General features: G+C 71.0%; 18 protein-coding genes. 10 read left to right on the forward strand and 8 right to left on the reverse strand.

Annotated elements, in window-relative coordinates; all coding sequences use genetic code 11:
* Positions 1-225: 225 nt before the first annotated feature.
* Positions 226-1,086 (forward strand): hypothetical protein, encoded by an 861-nt coding sequence (locus NYZ98_RS08685; RefSeq protein ID WP_262842045.1) that lies wholly within the window; start codon positions 226-228, stop codon positions 1,084-1,086.
* 146 nt (positions 1,087-1,232) lie between these two features.
* Here the strand turns inward: NYZ98_RS08685 and NYZ98_RS08690 are convergent, their stop codons facing one another.
* Positions 1,233-1,637 (reverse strand): hypothetical protein, encoded by a 405-nt coding sequence (locus NYZ98_RS08690; protein WP_262842046.1) that lies wholly within the window; start codon positions 1,635-1,637, stop codon positions 1,233-1,235.
* 324 nt (positions 1,638-1,961) lie between these two features.
* Here NYZ98_RS08690 and NYZ98_RS08695 point away from each other — a divergent pair, with 324 nt between their 5' ends.
* Entirely contained in the window at positions 1,962-2,789 is an 828-nt protein-coding gene (locus NYZ98_RS08695; RefSeq protein WP_262842047.1) for a helix-turn-helix domain-containing protein, read from the forward strand.
* Positions 2,777-2,992, forward strand: coding sequence for a DUF397 domain-containing protein (locus NYZ98_RS08700; protein ID WP_262842048.1), 216 nt, complete (start codon positions 2,777-2,779; stop codon positions 2,990-2,992). The genes NYZ98_RS08695 and NYZ98_RS08700 overlap by 13 nt, the downstream gene beginning before the upstream one ends.
* Positions 2,993-3,123: 131 nt before the next feature.
* Here the strand turns inward: NYZ98_RS08700 and NYZ98_RS08705 are convergent, their stop codons facing one another.
* The 4 genes from NYZ98_RS08705 to NYZ98_RS08720 form a co-directional block, all read right to left on the reverse strand.
* Positions 3,124-4,242: a type III PLP-dependent enzyme domain-containing protein gene (locus NYZ98_RS08705; protein ID WP_262842049.1), complete on the reverse strand. Its 1,119-nt coding sequence runs from the start codon at positions 4,240-4,242 to the stop codon at positions 3,124-3,126.
* A gap of 144 nt (positions 4,243-4,386) precedes the next feature.
* Positions 4,387-6,093, reverse strand: a complete 1,707-nt coding sequence (locus NYZ98_RS08710) for an IucA/IucC family protein (protein ID WP_262842050.1) — start codon at positions 6,091-6,093, stop codon at positions 4,387-4,389.
* Complete coding sequence (locus tag NYZ98_RS08715) at positions 6,090-7,820, reverse strand: IucA/IucC family protein (protein WP_262842051.1); 1,731 nt, start codon at positions 7,818-7,820, stop codon at positions 6,090-6,092. The genes NYZ98_RS08710 and NYZ98_RS08715 overlap by 4 nt, the downstream gene beginning before the upstream one ends.
* The gene (locus NYZ98_RS08720; protein WP_262842052.1) at positions 7,817-8,986 is read right to left on the reverse strand and encodes an ATP-grasp domain-containing protein; all 1,170 of its coding nucleotides are present in this window, start codon (positions 8,984-8,986) and stop codon (positions 7,817-7,819) included. The genes NYZ98_RS08715 and NYZ98_RS08720 overlap by 4 nt, the downstream gene beginning before the upstream one ends.
* Positions 8,987-9,208: 222 nt before the next feature.
* Between NYZ98_RS08720 and nudC the strand changes: the two genes are divergently transcribed.
* On the forward strand, positions 9,209-10,180 hold the full coding sequence (nudC, locus tag NYZ98_RS08725) for an NAD(+) diphosphatase (protein WP_380706777.1): 972 nt from the start codon (positions 9,209-9,211) through the stop codon (positions 10,178-10,180).
* A 27-nt stretch (positions 10,181-10,207) separates the two neighbouring features.
* On the opposite strand, the gene NYZ98_RS08730 is transcribed toward nudC, so the two are convergent.
* On the reverse strand, positions 10,208-10,453 hold the full coding sequence (locus NYZ98_RS08730; protein ID WP_262842053.1) for a mycoredoxin: 246 nt from the start codon (positions 10,451-10,453) through the stop codon (positions 10,208-10,210).
* Positions 10,454-10,667: 214 nt separating this feature from the next.
* Entirely contained in the window at positions 10,668-11,630 is a 963-nt protein-coding gene (locus tag NYZ98_RS08735; RefSeq protein WP_262842054.1) for an alpha/beta hydrolase, read from the reverse strand.
* Between the two features lie 228 nt (positions 11,631-11,858).
* Between NYZ98_RS08735 and NYZ98_RS08740 the strand changes: the two genes are divergently transcribed.
* The 5 genes from NYZ98_RS08740 to NYZ98_RS08760 all read left to right on the forward strand — a co-directional run bounded on the left by NYZ98_RS08740 (position 11,859) and on the right by NYZ98_RS08760 (position 15,883).
* The gene (locus NYZ98_RS08740) at positions 11,859-13,925 is read left to right on the forward strand and encodes an ATP-dependent DNA helicase UvrD2 (RefSeq protein WP_262842055.1); all 2,067 of its coding nucleotides are present in this window, start codon (positions 11,859-11,861) and stop codon (positions 13,923-13,925) included.
* On the forward strand, positions 13,922-14,794 hold the full coding sequence (locus tag NYZ98_RS08745) for an acyl-CoA thioesterase (protein WP_262842056.1): 873 nt from the start codon (positions 13,922-13,924) through the stop codon (positions 14,792-14,794). The genes NYZ98_RS08740 and NYZ98_RS08745 overlap by 4 nt, the downstream gene beginning before the upstream one ends.
* A 111-nt stretch (positions 14,795-14,905) precedes the next feature.
* Positions 14,906-15,235, forward strand: a complete 330-nt coding sequence (locus NYZ98_RS08750; protein WP_262842057.1) for a hypothetical protein — start codon at positions 14,906-14,908, stop codon at positions 15,233-15,235.
* 127 nt (positions 15,236-15,362) lie between these two features.
* Positions 15,363-15,632 carry a WhiB family transcriptional regulator gene (locus NYZ98_RS08755; protein ID WP_262842058.1) on the forward strand — a complete coding sequence of 90 codons (270 nt, stop codon included), beginning with the start codon at positions 15,363-15,365 and terminating at the stop codon, positions 15,630-15,632.
* Between the two features lie 56 nt (positions 15,633-15,688).
* Complete coding sequence (locus NYZ98_RS08760) at positions 15,689-15,883, forward strand: hypothetical protein (RefSeq protein WP_262842059.1); 195 nt, start codon at positions 15,689-15,691, stop codon at positions 15,881-15,883.
* Positions 15,884-16,181: 298 nt separating this feature from the next.
* On the opposite strand, the gene NYZ98_RS08765 is transcribed toward NYZ98_RS08760, so the two are convergent.
* The gene (locus tag NYZ98_RS08765; protein WP_262842060.1) at positions 16,182-17,153 is read right to left on the reverse strand and encodes an NADP-dependent oxidoreductase; all 972 of its coding nucleotides are present in this window, start codon (positions 17,151-17,153) and stop codon (positions 16,182-16,184) included.
* Between the two features lie 171 nt (positions 17,154-17,324).
* Between NYZ98_RS08765 and NYZ98_RS08770 the strand changes: the two genes are divergently transcribed.
* Positions 17,325-18,308 carry a GlxA family transcriptional regulator gene (locus NYZ98_RS08770; protein WP_262842061.1) on the forward strand — a complete coding sequence of 328 codons (984 nt, stop codon included), beginning with the start codon at positions 17,325-17,327 and terminating at the stop codon, positions 18,306-18,308.
* Position 18,309: the final 1 nt, after the last annotated feature.

An 18,309-nucleotide genomic window follows, 5' to 3' on the forward strand; every position in this document is an offset into this window, starting at 1 on the left:
GGGAGGCCCGCCCGGCCTCAGCATTGAGCCCGCCGGGAGGCCCGCCCGGCCTCAGCATTAGCCCCCGAGGCCCGCCCAGTCCCAGCATTGAGCCCCGGAGGCCCGTCCGGTCTCAGCATTGAGCCCCGGAGGCCCGTCCAATCTCGGCGCTTGGCTTGCGGACATCCGACCGGCATCGGCGCTGATCGCGCGACACGCCGGCGGTGCGGACGTAGAGTCCGTCGCATGACGACGGTGCTCGTTCCCCCTTCATCGGTGCGCGCCGCTTTCGCAGCCGGGCGGCCACCTGGATCACCCCCCGCGCCGCCCACGACGGGCTTTCCCGACGGGGACCAGCGTCCCTACTTCTTCCTCTCCTACGCTAGAAAACCTGTCGAGCAGCTGAGGGAAGTGTCCCGTCTTCTACATGAAATATCCCGTCTACCTTTTGGCGAGGGGCATGCTCGGCTCACGACCTGGGTCGTCCGTATTCTTTCGGAGGATGACCTTCTCCCAGCGGACGACCTCGGCACGGCCGGAAGGCTTTTGGTGATCAAATTCAGCCCTGAGCCGGTCGCGATTCCGCCCACGTTCGTTCCGTCAGTGTGGGAACTCGAACGGCTCCTCGCCCTGCCCATGACGGACGACCTGATCCCGCCTCTCGTCAAGAACGTGATCACAAGGGCCACACTGGCGCGACAAAGCGACTTCCCGGTCCTCTGGCCCCCGCCACACCTGCACCGCCAACTGTCCGCCACGCCAGATCCCTTCACTACACCGGACGTCACGCGGAATCCGTTCGCCACCTTGGACGTCGCACCGAATCCCTTCACCACACCGGGCTCCACACCGGATCCGTTAGCCGTCCTGGACGTGGGTTCAGCGCCGGCCGGCCCGTCGGCGACCTCCCGAGCGTTCCGCCGCCGCGTCGTGTGCGGGTCGGTCTTCGCCATCACCCTGTCCGCCCTGGCCGAGGCCGTCCTGTCCCACCGTGAGGTCGCCGAGTTCGTCAACCTCACCACCGGCATCGACCCCTGGATGATCGCCCTGCTCACCGCCACCCTCGCCGGCCTCACCTTCGACAAGCTCTATCCCCCCGAGGACTGAGCAAGGGCCTCGCCTTCGGCTCGGGCAGTTTTCTAGGACCCCTGCCGGCCTTCAGGCGGAGGCCGGCTGCACGCGGGCGACCGCGGTGGTCACGGACGGAGGTCGATCCGAGCCGGCAATGGCGACCGGAATTCACCTCGGGTCGGCTATGAAGTCGGCCGGGCGGTAGGTGGACGGACGTGAAGGTCGTCTCGGGAGAGTTGGGCCAGCCAGCGGAGGATCTCGGAGATCTGGTTGATGGGGAACTGGAACTCCGGGAGGTCGCGCGCGGGAGTGACCAGGAAGGCCGTGCCCCAGACCCTCGTTCGTACGGTGACCTTGGCGCGGCCCAGGCCATCAGGGCCATAGACGACCATCTCGGTGGGGTTGTAGGCGCGCCTTGGCGGGATCGTCTCGGTGCCGATCGCGAGCCGGACCCTCTTGAAGATGCGGCACCGGATCCCGTCGTCCGCAAGATGGCGGTAGAGGATCGAGAGCAGCCCGGCATCCTCGTCGGCCCGCCTCTCGGAAACGGTGTTGTGATCGGCCCGGTGCCCGTCGTCGGTGCTCATCGATCATGATCCATTGGGCATAGGCAGGCCGGGCCGGTGCCTTGAGGTCGATCCTCTTCGTCGTCACGGCCCCTACCCGCGGGCGCGGTTGGAATTGGTACGGCGAAGGCGGTGCCGTTGTACGGAGGCAGGTCTGGCGCATGATTTCGGGCATCCCAGGTGATTTCCAGCGTCATAATCCACACCATTCCTCGGAGAGTTCGGTTTCTCTCACCAAGGCTGGCGCCTACCCTCTACTCTCCGTAAGGGAATGGTGACAACAGCGTTGCGATTCTCTGGTTGTCTCCTATCGCGTTCCGTTGTATTCCGTTGCGTGGAGGTCAGATGCCGCGACAGCCAACGATCAATCCGGAGACTTCGCCGGCGGCTCGGTTCGGGTTCGAGCTGCGGAGACTCCGGCAGGAGATGCGCATCACCCAATCAGAGTTGGGGCGTAGAATCGGTTATACGGGCGCGGCGATGGGGGCGATCGAGCGTGGGATACGCCTTCCCCAGCAACGAGACCTCGTTGAGCGGTGCGATGTCGCTTTGGAGGTTGATGGAGCCCTGGTTCAAGTATGGGAACAGTGCCGGTCCGACGGCAACCAACGCTGGTTCTACCCATGGCTGGAAGCCGAACAACAGGCCCTTACGCTTCGGACAGCCCAACCGAACCTGGTGCCGGGTCTGCTCCAGACGGCTGACTATGCGCGGGCGATCTTTCTAGGGAGACCAGGTACGTCAGCAGAGGAAGTCGAGAAGGCGGTCGAGGCCCGCATCGATCGCCAAGTTCTCTTCGAGCGCAAGCACCCGCCGGTCATGTGGGCTGTTCTCGATGAGGTGGTCCTTCAGCGGCCCGTAGGTGGTCCGACTGTCATGGGAGGGCAGTTGAAGCACCTCTTGGCCATGGCAGAGCATCCTTGTATCACGCTCCAGGTAGTCCCCGTGATGGCGTCGTGCACCGCAGGATTGCTAGGAGGGTTCTTTCTCGCACAGCTACGCGACGGCCGCGAGGTCGCCTATTTGGAGTCCGCAGGCAAAGGGCAAGTGATCTCCCAACCCAGAGAGGTGCGGGACGTTCAGCTACGGTATGAAGCGATACGAACGAGTGCGCTTCCGCACATGGAGTCCCTGGATCGGATCAAGGAATGGATGCAAACATGGACGACCTGATTAGTGCCAGATGGGTGAAGTCCTCTTACAGCGGTGATAACGGTGGCGAGTGTGTGGAGGTCGCCTTCTTGTCTGCTGGCAGGATGGGGATTCGGGACAGTAAGTGGGCGCGTGGGCCGGTGTTGTGGTTCGGGGCCGCTGAGTGGGATGCGTTCCGGGAGAGTGTGAGGCGCGGCGGGTTTGGTGGGTCGGCTGCCATCTGAGGTGGAATGGTTCCTGCTGGATGGAGCGCCTTCCCTGATCTTGGGCGGTCCTTGCGGAAGTGCCGGTAGGCCGGGGTTATAGAAAATCGTGCGTAGCTCCTTGTTTTGGGGCGTACGACGTCACCGTGTTGTCAGGTGAGGTGGTGGAAGGTCGGGTGGGGGTGCATGAGGAAGTCGTGGTGGGAGATGGTCCAGGCGTAGGCGCCTGCCATGCCGAAGGCGATGACGTCGCCCACGTTCACTGAAGTGGTGATCTGGCGGGCGAGGACGTCCTTGGGGGTGCAGAGCTGGCCGACGACGGTGACCGGTTCGTCGGTTACGCCCGAGCCGGTGCGGCCCGTGGGGAGTACGGCGAACGGCTGGTCGTGGCCCTTGGCCGCCGGGGTGCGCAGGTGGTGGGTGCCGCCGGTGACGACGGCGAACGCCTCGCCGTGTACGCGCTTCACGTCGATGACCCGGGTTAGGTACCAGCCGCAGTACGCGGTCAGCGCGCGGCCCGGTTCGATCCGGAGCGTCTCGCCGGGGCGCCACATCTCGGACAGGCCCCGGCCGTACGCCTCCCAGTCGAACCGCTCCTCGGGGTCGTCGTACGACACGGCCATGCCGCCGCCGAGGCCGATCTCCGGCCAGGTACCGGTGTCCCGGCCGAAGGACAGGACGGCCTTGGCGAGGTCGAGCATCTCGGGGGCGTGCAGCCCGCTGGCCAGGTGGGCGTGGATCCCGCGCGTCCGCACGCGGTCTCGGTCACGGGCTCGGACCAGTTCCAGGCACTCGTTGATCCCTTCGGGGTCCATGCCGAACGGCGTCGCGCCGCCGCCCATCGCCAGGGCCGCGCCCGCGACGGGGACGTCGAGGTTGACCCGCAGGAGGATGTCCGCCGCCCTGCCCGTGCCGATCAGGCGGCGCAGTTCGCCGGGGCTCTCGACGTGCAGACGGTGGACGTCCAGGGTCAGCTCGGCGTCGGTCTTCCCCGGGCCGCCGAGCGCGAGCGGCGCCCGAGGCAGCACCGAACGCACGTGGGCCACTTCGCCGCCTGAGGAGACCTCGAACCCGTCGACGTGCGGGGCCAGGGTGCGCAGCAGTGCCGGATCCGGGTTGGCCTTGACCGCGTAGTACAGCTCGATCCCCGGCAACGCCCGCCGCACGCCGGCCGCGTGCGCGTCCAGGGCGGGCAGGTCGTACACGTACGCGGGCAGGGCATCGGCGAGGCGCATGGCCCGCTCGCGAACCGCCTCAGGAAGAACGATCACATCGGCCGCCGCTTGGGTGGGGTCATGTGGGGCCTCCGGCCGGACTGGGTCACATCGGCCTCGGTCACGTTGGCCTCCGCTTGGGCGCGGTCACGCTGGGCTCTGCGCGGGTCTGGTCGCGTCGGAAATCGGTCGGGCGGGGGGTCATGTCGGGATTCCCGCGAAGGGGTTGCCGACGGGGACGTAGCCGGTGTCGCGGTCGGCGGAGCGGGTCCAGCGGGCCGTCAGGTTGGCCTTCGCGGGGAGCGGGACCCCGGCCAGCAGGTCGCGCAGGGGGAGCGGGTGCCCGTGCTCGCCCGCGTACCGGGCGACGCGCTCGCGTGCGTCCGCCCACAGCGCGCGCAGGAGTACGCCCCCGTCGCCGGGCGCCGCCGCCCCCGCGATGGTGGCCGCGATCTCCGGCAGGTGGTTCACCATGAGGCAGTACACGACGCGGTTCCAGCCTCGCGTGGCGTCGTAGGTCGCCGCCCTGGCGACCTGGCCGGGCAGGCCGGAGACGTCGTGGCGCCCGGCGACGAGTTTGGTGCCCTCCAGGTCGCGGAACACGGCTTCGACGGGCATGCCTTCGGCGTCGATGCCCACGAGCACGTTCTGCAGGTGGGGCTCCAGCACCACGCCGTGCCGGAAGTAGGCGTCCAGGACGGGCAGCGCGACGTGGTCGACGTAGGCCCCCCACCACCGCGACGGATCCCGCCGCAGCGCCCCCGGCACGTCCCCGCCGTCCGGCGCGGCCAGGGCGCCCGCCAGTACGGGCGTGACGCCGGGGCCGGTGACCTCCCACGGGCTGGAGCGGACGATCACTCCCAGCCCTTCCAGCAGGCGGGTGCCGAGCGACGCCGACCGGTACCCCGGCTCGCGCAGCCAGCGGGTCCCCGGGAAGCGCCGGCCGAGGTCGGCGAACACCGGTCCCAGGCGCGTGCTGAGTTCGGCGGCGGCCGTCAGCTCGTACCAGGCGTTCTTCCGCACGCAGTTGGTTATCCGTACATCGATGCTGAATTTCAGGCATTTGCCGATCTGCGGCTCGTACACCGTCCGTACCGAGGACGTGGGGACCGCCGGCAGGGCGCTGGGCCCGAGGTCCACGAGCCGGCCGTCCGCGAAGGGCGCCGCCAGCTCCGCGCCGAGCAGTTCAAGTTGCCACGGGTGCGCGGGCAGGAGCGTGTACCCGGGCGGCGCCTGGCCGAGGCCGTCGAGCACCTGAGGGTCGCCCCCGGTCGCCAGCAGGTCGTCCCGTACGCCGAGCAGCCGCGTCGGGAAGGCGGCGTGCGCCTCCGGGGCGTACCGCACCCACCCGGACCCGCCTCTGGACTTGGGGGAGGGATGGAACGGGTGCCCGTAGACCAGCGACTGCTCCGAGGCCAGCCACGGGTCCTCGGGCGGGGTGGTGCCGGCCCGCGCCCGCAGCAGCGTCGAGATCGCCGCCCGGCTCTCGGTCACCTGCCCCGCGAACTCCTCGTTCGCCCCCGCCGGCGCATCTTCTCCTGCGGAGTCCCGGTTCGGCGCGTTGTGGCCTGTGCCGCCCAGTTCGGATTCGACCAGTTGTACGAGTTCGTCGACCGAGAGAGGGCTCCACGAGCCGGTGTCCAGGCGTTCGGCCGGGCCGTCGAAGCGGAGGGCGAGCCCGCCCGAGGTGGGGACGCGGATCAGGTCGCCCGCCATGCGCAGCAGCAGGTACGGACCGGCCGGCCAGACCTGGCCGCGCGGGCCGGCGACCTCCCGCACGCAGCAGCGCAGCAGGGCCGCGAGCGCCGCCTCCTCCGCGACGTCCTCCACCGCGCCGCGCGACGGGCCGGCGGAGGGGCTGAGGGAGGTGGGGCCGGCGCCGGGGGAGGCGAGCACGACGCCGTTCATGGTGTGGCCTCTCTGCGGGGGTGGCGGCGCAGGTAGTTCGGGCCGCTCGTGCCGTAGTGTTTGTTGATGTCGGCCGCGCCGATGCGCGCGCGCTCCACCAGGGTCCCGGCGCTGACCATGGACTTGCCGACCAGCCGCGCGGCGTCCAGCGTCCTGGCCCGCAGGAGCCGGGCCATCGGGTGCCCGCCGTGCTCGGCGAGGGCTTGGGCGAGGGCCTCGGCGACCAGCTCGCCGTGCCCCGCGCCGAAGGCGATGGCCGCGGCGGCGAGGTGCAGGGTGATCGTGACGAACACGTCCGCGAGGGCGTGCGGGTCGCCGGTCAGCAGGCGCCGGTCGGCGAACTCCGGCACGGCCAGGCCCGCCGCCACCAGCCGGTCCGGCGAGGCGAGCAACCCGTCGTTGTCCTTGACGAGCAGCCGCATCGTCCCCTGGTCGCCGAAGACCAGGGCGAGGTTCTGCTGGTGGGCCTCCAGGGCGACGCCGTAGGTGACGAACAGCCGGACGTTCCACGTGAAAAGCAGGCGCAGGTACCCGGCCAGCAGCGCCGCGACGCTCCCGCCCCGGTACCGCGCGGCCAGGTCGTCCACGACCCGATCGCCCGGGGACGGCGCGAGCAGGCCGTCCACCGTCCGAGGGTCCTGAGACAGGTCGTCCACGACCCGAACGCCCAGGGACGGCGCGAGCAGGCCGTTCTCCGTCCGAACGCCCGGGGACGGCGCCAGCAGGGCGGCGATCGGGATGATCTCTCCGGGCGGCAGGTGGCGGACCATCCAGCCGAGGTACTCGTGCCCGGCGTGCGCGTAGGTCTGCTCGTCGGCCAGGACCACGTCCAGGTCAGGTTCCCTGGCCAGCACCTCGCGCAGCAGCCGCTCCGCCCGCGCGCCGTCGCCGAGGGTGCCGGGCCGGATGGACCGGCGGTTGCGCGCGCCCAGGGTGCTGGTGGCCAGCGGCAGCTTCAGGTGGGTACGGGCGCCGACCTCGACGGTGCGCATCGACAAGGTAGGACGTACCACCAGATGCGGCTCGTCCCGGACGGTCACCCCGGGGATCTCCCGTACGGCGGGCAGCGTCAGCGGATGCACGGGAAACAGCGCGTGCGCGGAGTCGCTCGAAGGCCACCAGTCCGGCAGGTCCCCCGAGCGGGTCACCAGGTCCGCGTCCACCTCGGCCCAGCGGAGCGGGAAGCTCGGCGCGAACTCCGGGGCGTACGCCGCCACCTCCTCGTCGGACAGGCCGATGCGCGCCCGCGACGTCGGGTACACCGGATGGTCGCCGAACGCGCCGAGCGCCTCGTACACGATCGTCTCGCGGGGCCCGGGGCGGCGCAGGCGGGTGAGCACGTGCTCGCGGTGCCGGTCGTGCAGGTCGTACGCGCGCAGGGCCGCGCGGCACTCCCCGGCGAAGGCGGCGACCCCGTCCGCGTCGGCGGGGGCGGCCTGCGCGACGAGCGCGTCCAGCACCTCGCGCAGCCTCAGCGCCTCACCATCCGCGACCACGAAGTCCTGATACAGGTGGCCGGGCGCGAGCCGTACCCGCCGCCCCGAGGGCAGGACGAGCAGCACCCCGTCCTTGGTGCGGGTCATGCGGGCGGCCAGACCGCCGTAGTCCTCGCGGAGCAGCGCGTCCAGCACGCGCGCGGCGAGGTACGGCTCGGCGGGACCCCGCCCGCCCGGTCCAGGGGCGGTGCCGACGGCCCACCCAGGGCATTCGACGCTCGCGCGGGTCACTCGATCACCCAGGGGGAGCGGGCACGGAAATCGCCGATCGCCCGGTCCACAGCGGCCACGTCAGGGCCGGTCGCGCGGACGACGCCGAGGTAGTCGCGGTTGGTGCGGGTCAGCTCGACGGTGTCGCCGACCGCCCGCAGCGGCCGGTGCCGGAGCCGTACGCCGCCGGCCGTCGTCTCGGTCACGTCGCCGGGGGCCCGCTTGACGACCCCGGACCGGTCGGCGACCAGGCTCACCGCCGCGCCGTGCCCGGTGACGTGCGGCGGCTCCCCGGCGGGCTCGCCGAGGTGGACGCGCAGGATCCACTCGAAGAGCGGCACCCCGAGCAGCTCGGCGAGCAGGAAGTCGCACGTGTCGCCGATGGCCCGGTAGTTGACCTCGATGACGCGCGGCCCGCGCGCGGTGAGGACGTACTCGGTGTGGCAGGCGCCGAACCCGGCGCCGATCGCCGCGAGCGCGCGCAGGACGTGTTCGCGGGACTCCTCCCCGGGCGTGCGGGCCGAGGGGTCCCAGTCGAGGCGTTCCTCCACGAAGTGCGGGAGCGGGCCGAGCGTGGTGCGGAAGCCGCCAAGGACGTGCAGGGAGCGGCCGTCGCCGAGCGTTTCGAGGGTGCGCAGCGGCCCCTCCAGGTATTCCTCGGCGACCAGCGTCGCGCCCGGTCGGCGGGCACGGATGCCCGCGACGGCGCGGGCCAGCTCGTCGCGGTCGCCGGCCAGCACGACGTCCTCGCTGGCGACGCCTTCGCGCGGCTTGACGACGGCCGGGTACGGCAGGGCGTCAGGGATCGGGTCGCCGGGCGCGATGCGCGCGGACCGGACGGACTCCACTCCGGCGGCGGCCAGCAGGTGACGGGTGAGCGCCTTGTTCTTGGCGGTCAGGCAGGCGCGCCAGTCCTTGGCGGGCAGCCCGAAGTAGCCGGCGGCGAGTGCCGTCTCCGCCTGGAGGTGGTCGGAGTTGGTGAAGATGGCGTCCGGCGGGTGGTGGCCGGCGATCGTGTCGATCACGGCGCGGGCGTCCCTGACGTCGGCTCGCAGCGTCTCCACGCCGGGGTGGCGGTCCGGCCGGTCGGTGAGCAGGGTCACCTCGCATCCCAGCGCACGGGCCGCGGGGAGGAATCCACCGGTGACCGAGTCGGTCGGATTGAGCGCGGTGAAGTACAGCCGCACGCAGGACACCCCCGGATCAGGTAAGGCTAACCTAACCAGCGCATCTTAGCCGCACGGAGATCCATCCGCTGCTGGACATGGTAATCAGGCTGAATGTCCGTGTTGTCGCGGGGCTGCCCGAGCACGCCTCGTGAACGGCCCCGGGGCGGCGGGGTGTGGACAACGTTCCGGGCGCTCCGCGCAGGCGGCATAGGATGGGCAGCCTGCCGGAAGGAGGCGCGCGTGGAGGAGATCCCGCAGGGTGAGGGGCTGCTCGGACCCCTGCTTCTGGCGCGAGGCGGGGTGGACAGGTCCGCCGTCCACCGCAACGACGAGGCCTGGCTGAAGACCGCATGGGCCGACCCGGCGTCCCGCGTCCTGCTCGTCCACGACGGCGAGACCCTGATCCGCCGGCACAACGGCACGGCCGACCTGGTGTTCCTCGCCCCTCACCAAGCCCCGCCCGGCGAGCGCTACCTTCTGGGCGTCGACGCCGACGACGTCGCGTACTTCGCGGTCGCCGTCGACACGCTGCCGCGCCCCCCGGAGGGCACCGAAGTCGCCGGCGCCGTCCAGGACGTGCTCGACTGGGCCGACATCGCCTCCGAAGGGCTGCGGAAGGCGGGCGCGGCGCTCGGCGACCGCGACGCCGGCCTGCTGGTCAACGCGGTGGCCCTGGAGGGGTGGCACGCGACCCACGACCACTGCCCGAGGTGCGGCTCCCCGACGACCGTCGTCGCCGGCGGCCACATGCGCGTCTGCCCGGACGACGGCAGCCAGCACTTCCCGAGGGTCGACCCCGCGGTCATCATGCTGGTCCACGACAAGGACGACCGCTGCCTGCTGGCGCGCGGCCCGCAGTGGCCGGAGGGACGGTTCTCGGTCCTCGCGGGTTTCGTGGAGCCCGGCGAGTCGCTGGAGCAGGCCGTCGCCCGTGAGGTGCTCGAAGAGGTGGGCATCACCGTCACCGCGCAGCGCTATCTGGGCAGCCAGCCGTGGCCGTTCCCCCGCAGCCTGATGCTCGGGTTCTTCGCGCGGGCCACCACCACCGAGATCACGTGCGACTCCGAGGAGATCGTCGAGGCGTTCTGGGTCAGCCGGTCCGAGCTGCTGGCCGCCGTGGAGAAGGGCGACATCCGGCTTCCCCCGGGCGTCTCGATCGCCCGTCGCCTCATCGAGACGTGGTACGGCTCCGCCATCCCCGGCGACTGGTGACCCGCCGGGGCGGCGGGCGGAGGACGGTCAGGTCCTGATGCGGGCCAGGTGGCCCTTCAGCTGGATGACGGAGGGGTTGGTGAGCGCGGTGCCGTCGTCGAGGACCACGGTGGGGACGACCTGGTTCCCGCCGTTGACGCTCATCACGAACTCGGCCGCCTGCGGGTTGGCCTCGATGTCGATCTCCTGGTAGGAGATGCCTTCCCGGGTGAGCTGGCTCTTCAGCCGCTTACACGGACCGCACCAGCTTGTGGTGTAGACCTTGAGCGCCATAGCGTGATTTATCCCTTCACGTCCTCCGAGTGGCGTTGCACTAGCTGGCAACACTCCGAGCCTCGCTCGTGTTCCCGGTCCGCGACCGCTCGTGTTCCCGGCCCGCGACCGCTCGTGTTCCCGGTCCACGACCGCTCGTATTCCCCGGCCCGCGACCGCTTGCGTTCCCGATCCGCAGCGGTCCGCGACCTGGTCGAACCGCCTTGGAACCGGCCTACCGCGCGCCGACCTTGCGTAGCCCGGGCAGGCGGCTTCCCGCCTTCTGTCCCTGCGCCTTCGGCGCCGGCGCGGCCAGCTTGCCCGCGACCCATTCCTGGATGCCCGTCGCGACGCCGGGCTCGCGGTAGAGCAGCATGCTGTGGTTGATCCCCGGCACGATGCGGATGTTCATCGCCACGCCCACCTGGTTGAGCTGCTCCTTCAGCAGCTCACTCTGGTACGCGGGCACGAACTCGTCCTTGGAGTGCACGGTCAGCATGGGCGCGTCGTGCGCGCTCGCGTGCCACGGCACCTCCATGCTGGACCAGACCCGCGCGCAGGGACCGGTCGGGCGGCAGCCGCCCGCGAGCGCGATGGCCGCCTGACGGAGCTTGCGCTGGTCGTAGTCGGCCCCCTCGTCTCCGTCGGAGTACGCCGTGAGCGGGGAGACCACCGGTGACACCCCGACGACGCCGCGCAGGCCAGGGATGCCGTCCTTGTAGGTGCCGACCGAGGTCGCGATGTGACCGCCGGCCGAGAACCCGATGATGACGTAGCGGTCGGGGTCGAAGGAGAAGTAGTCCGCGTGCCTGCGGGCGGCGGAGATGGCGGCCAGCGTGTCGTCGCGCTGGGCCGGCCAGGCGGCCTCCTGCGCGAGCCGGTAGTTGATGTTGAAGACCGTGTAGCCCATCTCGGCATATAGGCGGGTGACCTCGGCCATCGGCTTCTTGTCGCCGCTGTTCCACCAGCCGCCGTGGATGACGAAGACCCCCGGCCTGCGCCCGGCGTTGGGCTGCCACCACACGTCCATCCGCTGGCGGGCCGACTCGCGCCCATAGGAATAGGTGCGCACGACGGTGGCGGCGAGGGCGTCCTCGGTGGGCACCGGAGTGGGGGTGGGCGTCGACGAGGCGGTCGCACCGGCCGGTAGCGCGGCGGAGGGTACGAGGAGGACGGCTGCCAGAGCGAGTGAACCCACCGTTACCGCACTTCTCACTGGGCTCTTTCCTTCCCCGGAATCATGGCACCTCATTGTGGGGCAAAACGCCCCGGTTGTGCACGCACGATCGCCGGATTCGCGCACAGCCCACAGCCATGATCACGCACGTGAGGCCCAGAGTTGTGCACAGGCGAAGCGACGCGCGCGGTTCGCTGCTGGAAGGATGATGCCAGCACACCCGTCCGCATCGCACGTTAGGAGGCCCAGTTGCAGCGCGAAGACGCACTCGCCGGGCTCGACCCGGAGCAGCGTGAGGTGGCCGAGACGGTCAGGGGACCGGTCTGCGTGCTCGCGGGCGCGGGCACGGGCAAGACCCGGGCGATCACCCACCGCATCGCCCACGCCGTACGGACGGGTGTCGTCGAGCCGCACAGCGTGCTGGCCGTCACCTTCACCACGCGCGCGGCGGGCGAGCTCAAGCAGCGGCTGCGCGAACTCGGCGCGCACGGCGTGCAGGCGCGCACCTTCCACGCCGCCGCGCTGCGCCAGCTCACCTACTTCTGGCCCCGCGTCATCGGCGGCGACCCGCCGAAGGTGGTCGAGTCCAAGCTGCCCGTCCTCATCGAGGCCTGCCGCGAGCTGCGCCGCAACCCCGACCGGGGCGAGCTGCGCGACGTCGCGAGCGAGATCGAGTGGGCCAAGGTCACCCAGGTCGGCCCCGAGGACTATCCGGCGCTGGCCGCCAAGGCCGGCCGCACACCGCCGGTCCCCGCGGAGGAGGTCGCGCGGCTCTACGAGGCGTACGAGACGCTCAGGCGCCGGCGCCACCTCGTCGACTTCGAGACGATCCTGGAGCTCACCGCCGCGGTGATGACCGAGCACGACGAGGTCGCCTCCCAGATCCGCCGGCAGTACGGCTACTTCGTGGTCGACGAGTACCAGGACGTCAACCCGCTGCAGAAGCTTCTGCTGGACACCTGGCTTGGCGGGCGCGAGGACATCTGCGTCGTCGGCGACCCGAACCAGACGATCTACTCCTTCAGCGGCGCGACCCCGCGCTACCTCACCAACTTCGCCGTCGAGCATCCCTCGGCTGCGGTCGTCAAGCTCGTCCGCGACTACCGTTCGACACCCCAGGTCGTCGGCCTGGCCAACAGCCTGCTCGCCAAGGCGCGCACTCCCCATCGCCTGGAACTGGTCGCGCAGCGGCCCGAAGGGCCGGCGCCCGTCTTCGCCGAGTGCGACGACGAGCCCGCCGAGGCCGAGACGGTGGCCAAACGCGTCAAGGAGCTCGTGGCCAAGGGCGTGCCCACGCGCGAGATCGCGGTGCTGTTCCGGGTCAACGCCCAGTCCGAGGCGTACGAGCAGGCCTTCACGCAGGTGGGCGTCCCCTATCTCCTGCGCGGCGCCGAGCGGTTCTTCGAGCGCCCTGAGGTGCGGCAGGCGGTCGTGCTGCTGCGGGGCGCCGCCCGCTCGGCCAACGACGAGGAGCCGCTCGCGCAGGCCGTCCACGGCATCCTCGCCGGCATCGGCCTCACCGTCGAGCCGCCCGGCGGCGGGTCCGCGCGGGAGAAGTGGGAGTCGCTGAACGCCATCGCCGAGCTGGCGGAGGACCTGGCGGCCGAGGGCGGTGACCTGCCGCGCTTCGTCGCCGAGCTGGAGCGCCGCGCGACCGAGCAGCACGCCCCGCCGATCGAGGGCGTGACGCTCGCGTCCCTGCACGCCGCCAAGGGCCTGGAGTGGGACGCGGTGTTCCTGGTCGGCCTGACCGACGGCATGCTGCCGATCATCTACGCCGAGCGTCCCGAGCAGGTGGAGGAGGAGCGGCGCCTGCTGTACGTCGGCGTCACCCGCGCCCGCGCGCACCTCCACCTCTCCTGGGCGCTGGCCCGCTCGCCGGGCGGGCGCAAGGCCCGGCGCCCGTCGCGCTTCCTCGACGGGCTCACCGGCCCCGCCTCGGGCGGCGGCCGTACGGCCGCGCCGGCGCGCGAACGGCGCTCCGCGCAGGCCCGCGTCGCGACGACGATCCAGTGCCGGGTCTGCGCCAAGACGCTGACCGTGGGCGCCGAGCAGAAGCTCGGCCGCTGCGCGACCTGCCCCGCCGATTTCGACCAGGAGCTGCTCGAACGTCTCAAGCTGTGGCGGGCGGAGGCGGCGAAAGAAGCAAAAGTGCCCGCCTATGTGGTGTTCACAGACGTTACGCTCCAGGCGATGGCCGAGCGGGTCCCGCTCTCACAGGAGGACCTGCTCGCGATCGCCGGAATCGGCCGCGTCAAACTGGAGCGGTACGGCGAGGCCGTACTGGACATCTGCCGCGGAGGGGAAGTGACGTGAACGAAGCGCTCAAGGAGGTGCTCGACCTGCTCGACCTGGAGCAGATCGAGTGTGACATCTTCCGGGGGCGGAGCCCGGAAGAGCGCATCCAGCGGGTCTTCGGCGGGCAGGTGGCGGCGCAGGCGCTGGTGGCGGCCGGGCGCACGGTGCCCTCGGACCGCACGGTCCATTCCCTGCACGCGTACTTCATCCGGCCGGGCGACCCGGTGATCCCGATCGTGTACAACGTCGAGCGCGTCCGCGACGGCCGGTCGTTCACGACCCGGCGCGTGGTCGCCATCCAGCACGGCAAGACCATCTTCACGCTGTCGGCGTCCTTCCACATCCACGAGGAAAGCGTGAGCCACCAGGCGGCGGACATGCCGTCGGTGCCCGGCCCCGAGACGCTGCCGCTCTTCCGCGACCGCATGCGCGGGCTGGTCGGGGACACCGAGCCGTGGCGCGACTGGCTGGCCAAGCCGCGCCCGGTCGACGCGCGGTACGTCACCCCGCTCACCTGGGAGGCCCACCGCGACCCCTCGCTGCGCGGCTCCGAGACCCAGGTGTGGTTCCGCTACGACGCCGACCTGCCCGACGACCCGCTGCTGCACGTCGTGCTGGCCGCCTACGCCTCCGACTACACGCTGGTCGACACCGTCCTGCTCGCGCACGGGCTGGCGTGGGGCGCCTCGAACGTCACCGGCGCCTCGCTCGACCACGCCATGTGGTTCCACCGGCCGCTCAAGGTCGACGACTGGGTGCTGTACGCCCAGGAGTCACCCTGGTCCGGCGGCGCCCGCGGCCTCGCCCAGGGACAGATGTTCACCCCCTCTGGGGAGCTCGCGGTGTCGGTGGTTCAGGAGTGCATGATCCGTGTAGCGAATCCGTGAAATCGCAGGTAGAAAATATGTTGCCGGGCTGCATGGTCCACGTTTAGAGTCGTGCACAAGCCGGTCGGACGACCACTGTCCGGCCCCGCAAACGAGAGGGAGGTGACCACTGTGAAGCTGACTATCATTCCGACGCCCGCCACGCCGTGGCTCGCTTCCCTCAGTGGCAGCGCCGTTGTCCACACCGCTGGCCGCGCCATCGCTCCGATGACGCCGGCCACCCTCGGCCTCATGGTCGACGGTGCGGCGAAACTGCGGCATGAGAAGACTGCCCGCGTCCAGGCTGCCCTGGGCTCGGCCGCCTTCGCGTACGCCACCCCCGTCATGGTCACCGACCGTCCGGCCGTCTTCGGCCGCCCGGGAAGCGACCCGCAGACCACGAGCTCCGCCAATGGTGGGGTGCAGGGTCCGCCACCCTGGAGGCAACCGGTCATAACCTGACCGGTTGAAAGCCTCCAGGCCGCGGATCCGTACCCAGGATCCGCGGCCTTCTTGTTGTTCGGCCGCCAGATCCGACCACCACAAGAGGTAAACGACCAGATCAGACAGCAGCAGAAAGGTGACGCAGATGGCGGTTTGGACGACCATGGACCTGGTCGACGAAGCCGATATCCCGTGTCGTACCGACCCCGACCTGTGGTTCGCCGAGTCCCCCGACGACGTCGAGTTCGCCAAGGCACTCTGTGGTGGGTGCCCGATCCAGAAGGCCTGCCTGGCCCGCGCGCTGGAGCGCGAGGAGCCGTGGGGCGTCTGGGGCGGTGAGCTCGTCATCAGGGGAGCGGTCGTACCCAAGAAGAGGCCGAGGGGCCGTCCCCGTAAGACTCCGGTCGCGGCCTGAAGTACACGCAGAAAATCAGCTCAACCACAGCTTGAAGAATCGAAAGGACCACTCCGATGAGCTTCATCCCCGCAGGTACCGGCGAACTGCCTTATATGTATAAAGAACTGGTGCAGGACCGAATACAATCTCTGCACCGCGAAGCCGAGGAACAACGCCTCGTCTACCGCATCCAGCGGATCCGCAAGGCCCGCAAGCAGGCAGAACGCGCCTCCGTACGCCTGCGCAACGCACTCGCCCGCATGGCGTGAGCGACGTGACCGGCTGACCGCGACACCCTGACGTCACCGCCTCCCGGGGCGCAGGGAATCGCGGCCGGAGAATGACAATCGAAAGGGCCGGCCCGGAAGAATCCGGGCCGGCCCTTTCAATTACCCCCAGAATCGTCCACCATTCCCACCGCCGCACGATCGCTGAGGCGGGCCGTGGCCGGAAGGGTGCCGTCTGAACCGAGGGGGCTGTGGCGGGGAGGATGCCGTCCGAGACGGTTGGCACGGGCGGCCGGAGGAGGCACGCTCGGACGTCGGCCGGACGGCCGCCCGCAAAGGATCATGGGCCGACGGTCAGGACGATCTTGCCGGTGGTGCGGGCGGTCTCGCCGAGTTCGTGGGCTCGCGCCGCCTCCGCCAGCGGCAGGACCGTGCCGACCTCGGCGCGCAGCAGCCCATCGGTAACCAGCCCCGCGATGGTCTTCATGCCGGCGTGGTCCGGCTCGACCAGCAGGAATCCCGACCGGACGCCGGCCCGCCCGGCCTCGTCCGGGGGCGGGACGTCGGCCGGGGAGGCGAGCGTGATCAGGACGCCGCCCTCGCGCAGCACCCGCAGCGACCGGCGCCCGTAGTCCCCGCCGACGGTGTCCAGGACGACGTCCACGTCCCGGACCGCCTCGGCGAAGTCGGCCGTCGTGTAGTCGATCACCTCGTCGGCGCCCAGTTTGGAGAGGAACGGGTGCTTGGCCGCGCGGGCGGTCCCGATCACGTACGCGCCGAACGTCTTGGCGATCTGCACGGCCAGGTGGCCGACGCCCCCGGCGGCGGCGTGGACCAGGACGCGCTGCCCGGCACGCAGGCCCGCCGTCTCGGCCAGGCTCTGCCACGCCGTCAGCGCCGCCAGCGGCAGGGCCGCCGCCTCCACGTGGTCGATCATCGGCGGCTTTCGGGCGAAATGCCGCGCGGGGCCGGTGACGTACTCCGCGTAGGCGCCCGCCTGGTGCGGGAAGCGCGGCATGCCGAACACCTCGTCCCCGGGCCGGAACAACGTCACGCCGAGCCCCACCTCCTCGACCACCCCCGACACGTCGTAGCCCAGGATGACCGGGTCGCCCCACAGGCCCAGCCCTCCGTGGGACCGCGCCTTCCAGTCGGTCGGGTTGACCCCGGCCGCGCGCACCCGCACCAGGATCTCCGTCGCCCCGGGGCTCGGGCGGTCCACCTCGATCTCGGTGAGCACCTCCGGCCCGCCCCAGGACCGCGGGCTGATCGCCCGCATCCGAGGCCCGGTTCCCCTGCTGTCCTCGTTCATCCGCTGTCCCGTTTCTGCGAGGGGGCGCATCGTGTGTCCCGTCCTGCGAGGGGCGCATCGTGTCCCGTTCCTGCGAGGGGGCGCGTCGTGTCACGCGCTCCGGGACCAGCCTGCCCAGGGGGAGGACCACCAGAAAGTGGCCAGTTGGCCATCATGTGACAGGATCTGGCCATGCATCGTGTCGTCGTCCTCGCCCTCGAAGGCGTCATCCCGTTCGAGCTGGGCATCCCGGCGCGCATCTTCGGCGGCGCCCAGGGGCCGGGCGGCGAACCGCTCTACGAGGTGATCACCTGCACCCTGGACGGCCGGCCGGTGGGCACCTCGGCGGGCTTCGCGATCGTCGTCGAGCACGACGCCACCGCGCTGGCCACGGCGGACACCGTGGTAATACCGCCGTCCGCCGCCTTCGGCGAGGTCGGTGAGCCCGGTGCCCTCCCTCCGCCCCTGGCCGCCGCCCTCGCGCTGATCCGGCCGGGCACCCGCGTCGTGTCGATCTGCACCGCGGCGTACGTGCTGGCCGCCGCGGGCCTGCTGGACGGCCGGGTCGCGACCACCCACTGGCAGGAGGCCCGGCACTTCCAGCGGACCTTCCCCCGGGTGCGGGTCGACCCGGACGTGCTGTTCGTGGACGGCGGCGACATCCTCACCTCGGCGGGCGCCGCCGCGGGCGTGGACCTGTGCCTGCACCTGGTGCGCCGCGACCACGGCAGCGCGACGGCCAACCAGGTGGCCCGCCGCTGCGTGGTCCCGCCCTGGCGGGACGGCGGCCAGGCGCAGTACATCGAGCAGCCGGTGCCCGAGCCGTCGGCGGCCACCGTCGCGCTCACCCGCGCCTGGGCGCTTGAGCACCTGCACGAGCCGCTGTCCCTGCGGGAACTCGCCGCGCACGCGCGGATGAGCGTGCGCACCTTCACCCGGCGCTTCCGGGCCGAGGCCGGCATGACCCCGGGCCGCTGGCTCACCGCCCAGCGGGTGGAGCTGGCCCGGCGGCTGCTGGAGACCAGCGACCTGACGATCGACCACATCGCCGACCGGGCCGGTTTCGGCACCGCCAACTCCCTGCGGCAGCACCTGCGCGCCGCCATCGGCATCTCGCCGATCGCCTACCGCCGCACCTTCCACGCCGCGCCCGCCCCCGGCACCGACCCTGGGTGAA

Source organism: Sphaerisporangium corydalis (genome assembly GCF_025506355.1).
Taxonomy (GTDB): domain Bacteria; phylum Actinomycetota; class Actinomycetes; order Streptosporangiales; family Streptosporangiaceae; genus Sphaerisporangium; species Sphaerisporangium corydalis.

Excerpts from the sequence above, each read along its gene's own strand:
- NYZ98_RS08685 (WP_262842045.1), top strand. The coding sequence starts at position 226 with ATGACGACGGTGCTCGTTCCCCCTTCATCGGTGCGCGCCGCTTTCGCA.
- NYZ98_RS08690 (WP_262842046.1), bottom strand. The coding sequence starts at position 1,637 with ATGAGCACCGACGACGGGCACCGGGCCGATCACAACACCGTTTCCGAG.
- NYZ98_RS08695 (WP_262842047.1), top strand. The coding sequence starts at position 1,962 with ATGCCGCGACAGCCAACGATCAATCCGGAGACTTCGCCGGCGGCTCGG.
- NYZ98_RS08700 (WP_262842048.1), top strand. The coding sequence starts at position 2,777 with ATGGACGACCTGATTAGTGCCAGATGGGTGAAGTCCTCTTACAGCGGT.
- NYZ98_RS08710 (WP_262842050.1), bottom strand. The coding sequence starts at position 6,093 with ATGAACGGCGTCGTGCTCGCCTCCCCCGGCGCCGGCCCCACCTCCCTC.
- NYZ98_RS08730 (WP_262842053.1), bottom strand. The coding sequence starts at position 10,453 with ATGGCGCTCAAGGTCTACACCACAAGCTGGTGCGGTCCGTGTAAGCGG.
- NYZ98_RS08755 (WP_262842058.1), top strand. The coding sequence starts at position 15,363 with ATGGCGGTTTGGACGACCATGGACCTGGTCGACGAAGCCGATATCCCG.
- NYZ98_RS08760 (WP_262842059.1), top strand. The coding sequence starts at position 15,689 with ATGAGCTTCATCCCCGCAGGTACCGGCGAACTGCCTTATATGTATAAA.
- NYZ98_RS08765 (WP_262842060.1), bottom strand. The coding sequence starts at position 17,153 with ATGAACGAGGACAGCAGGGGAACCGGGCCTCGGATGCGGGCGATCAGC.
- NYZ98_RS08770 (WP_262842061.1), top strand. The coding sequence starts at position 17,325 with ATGCATCGTGTCGTCGTCCTCGCCCTCGAAGGCGTCATCCCGTTCGAG.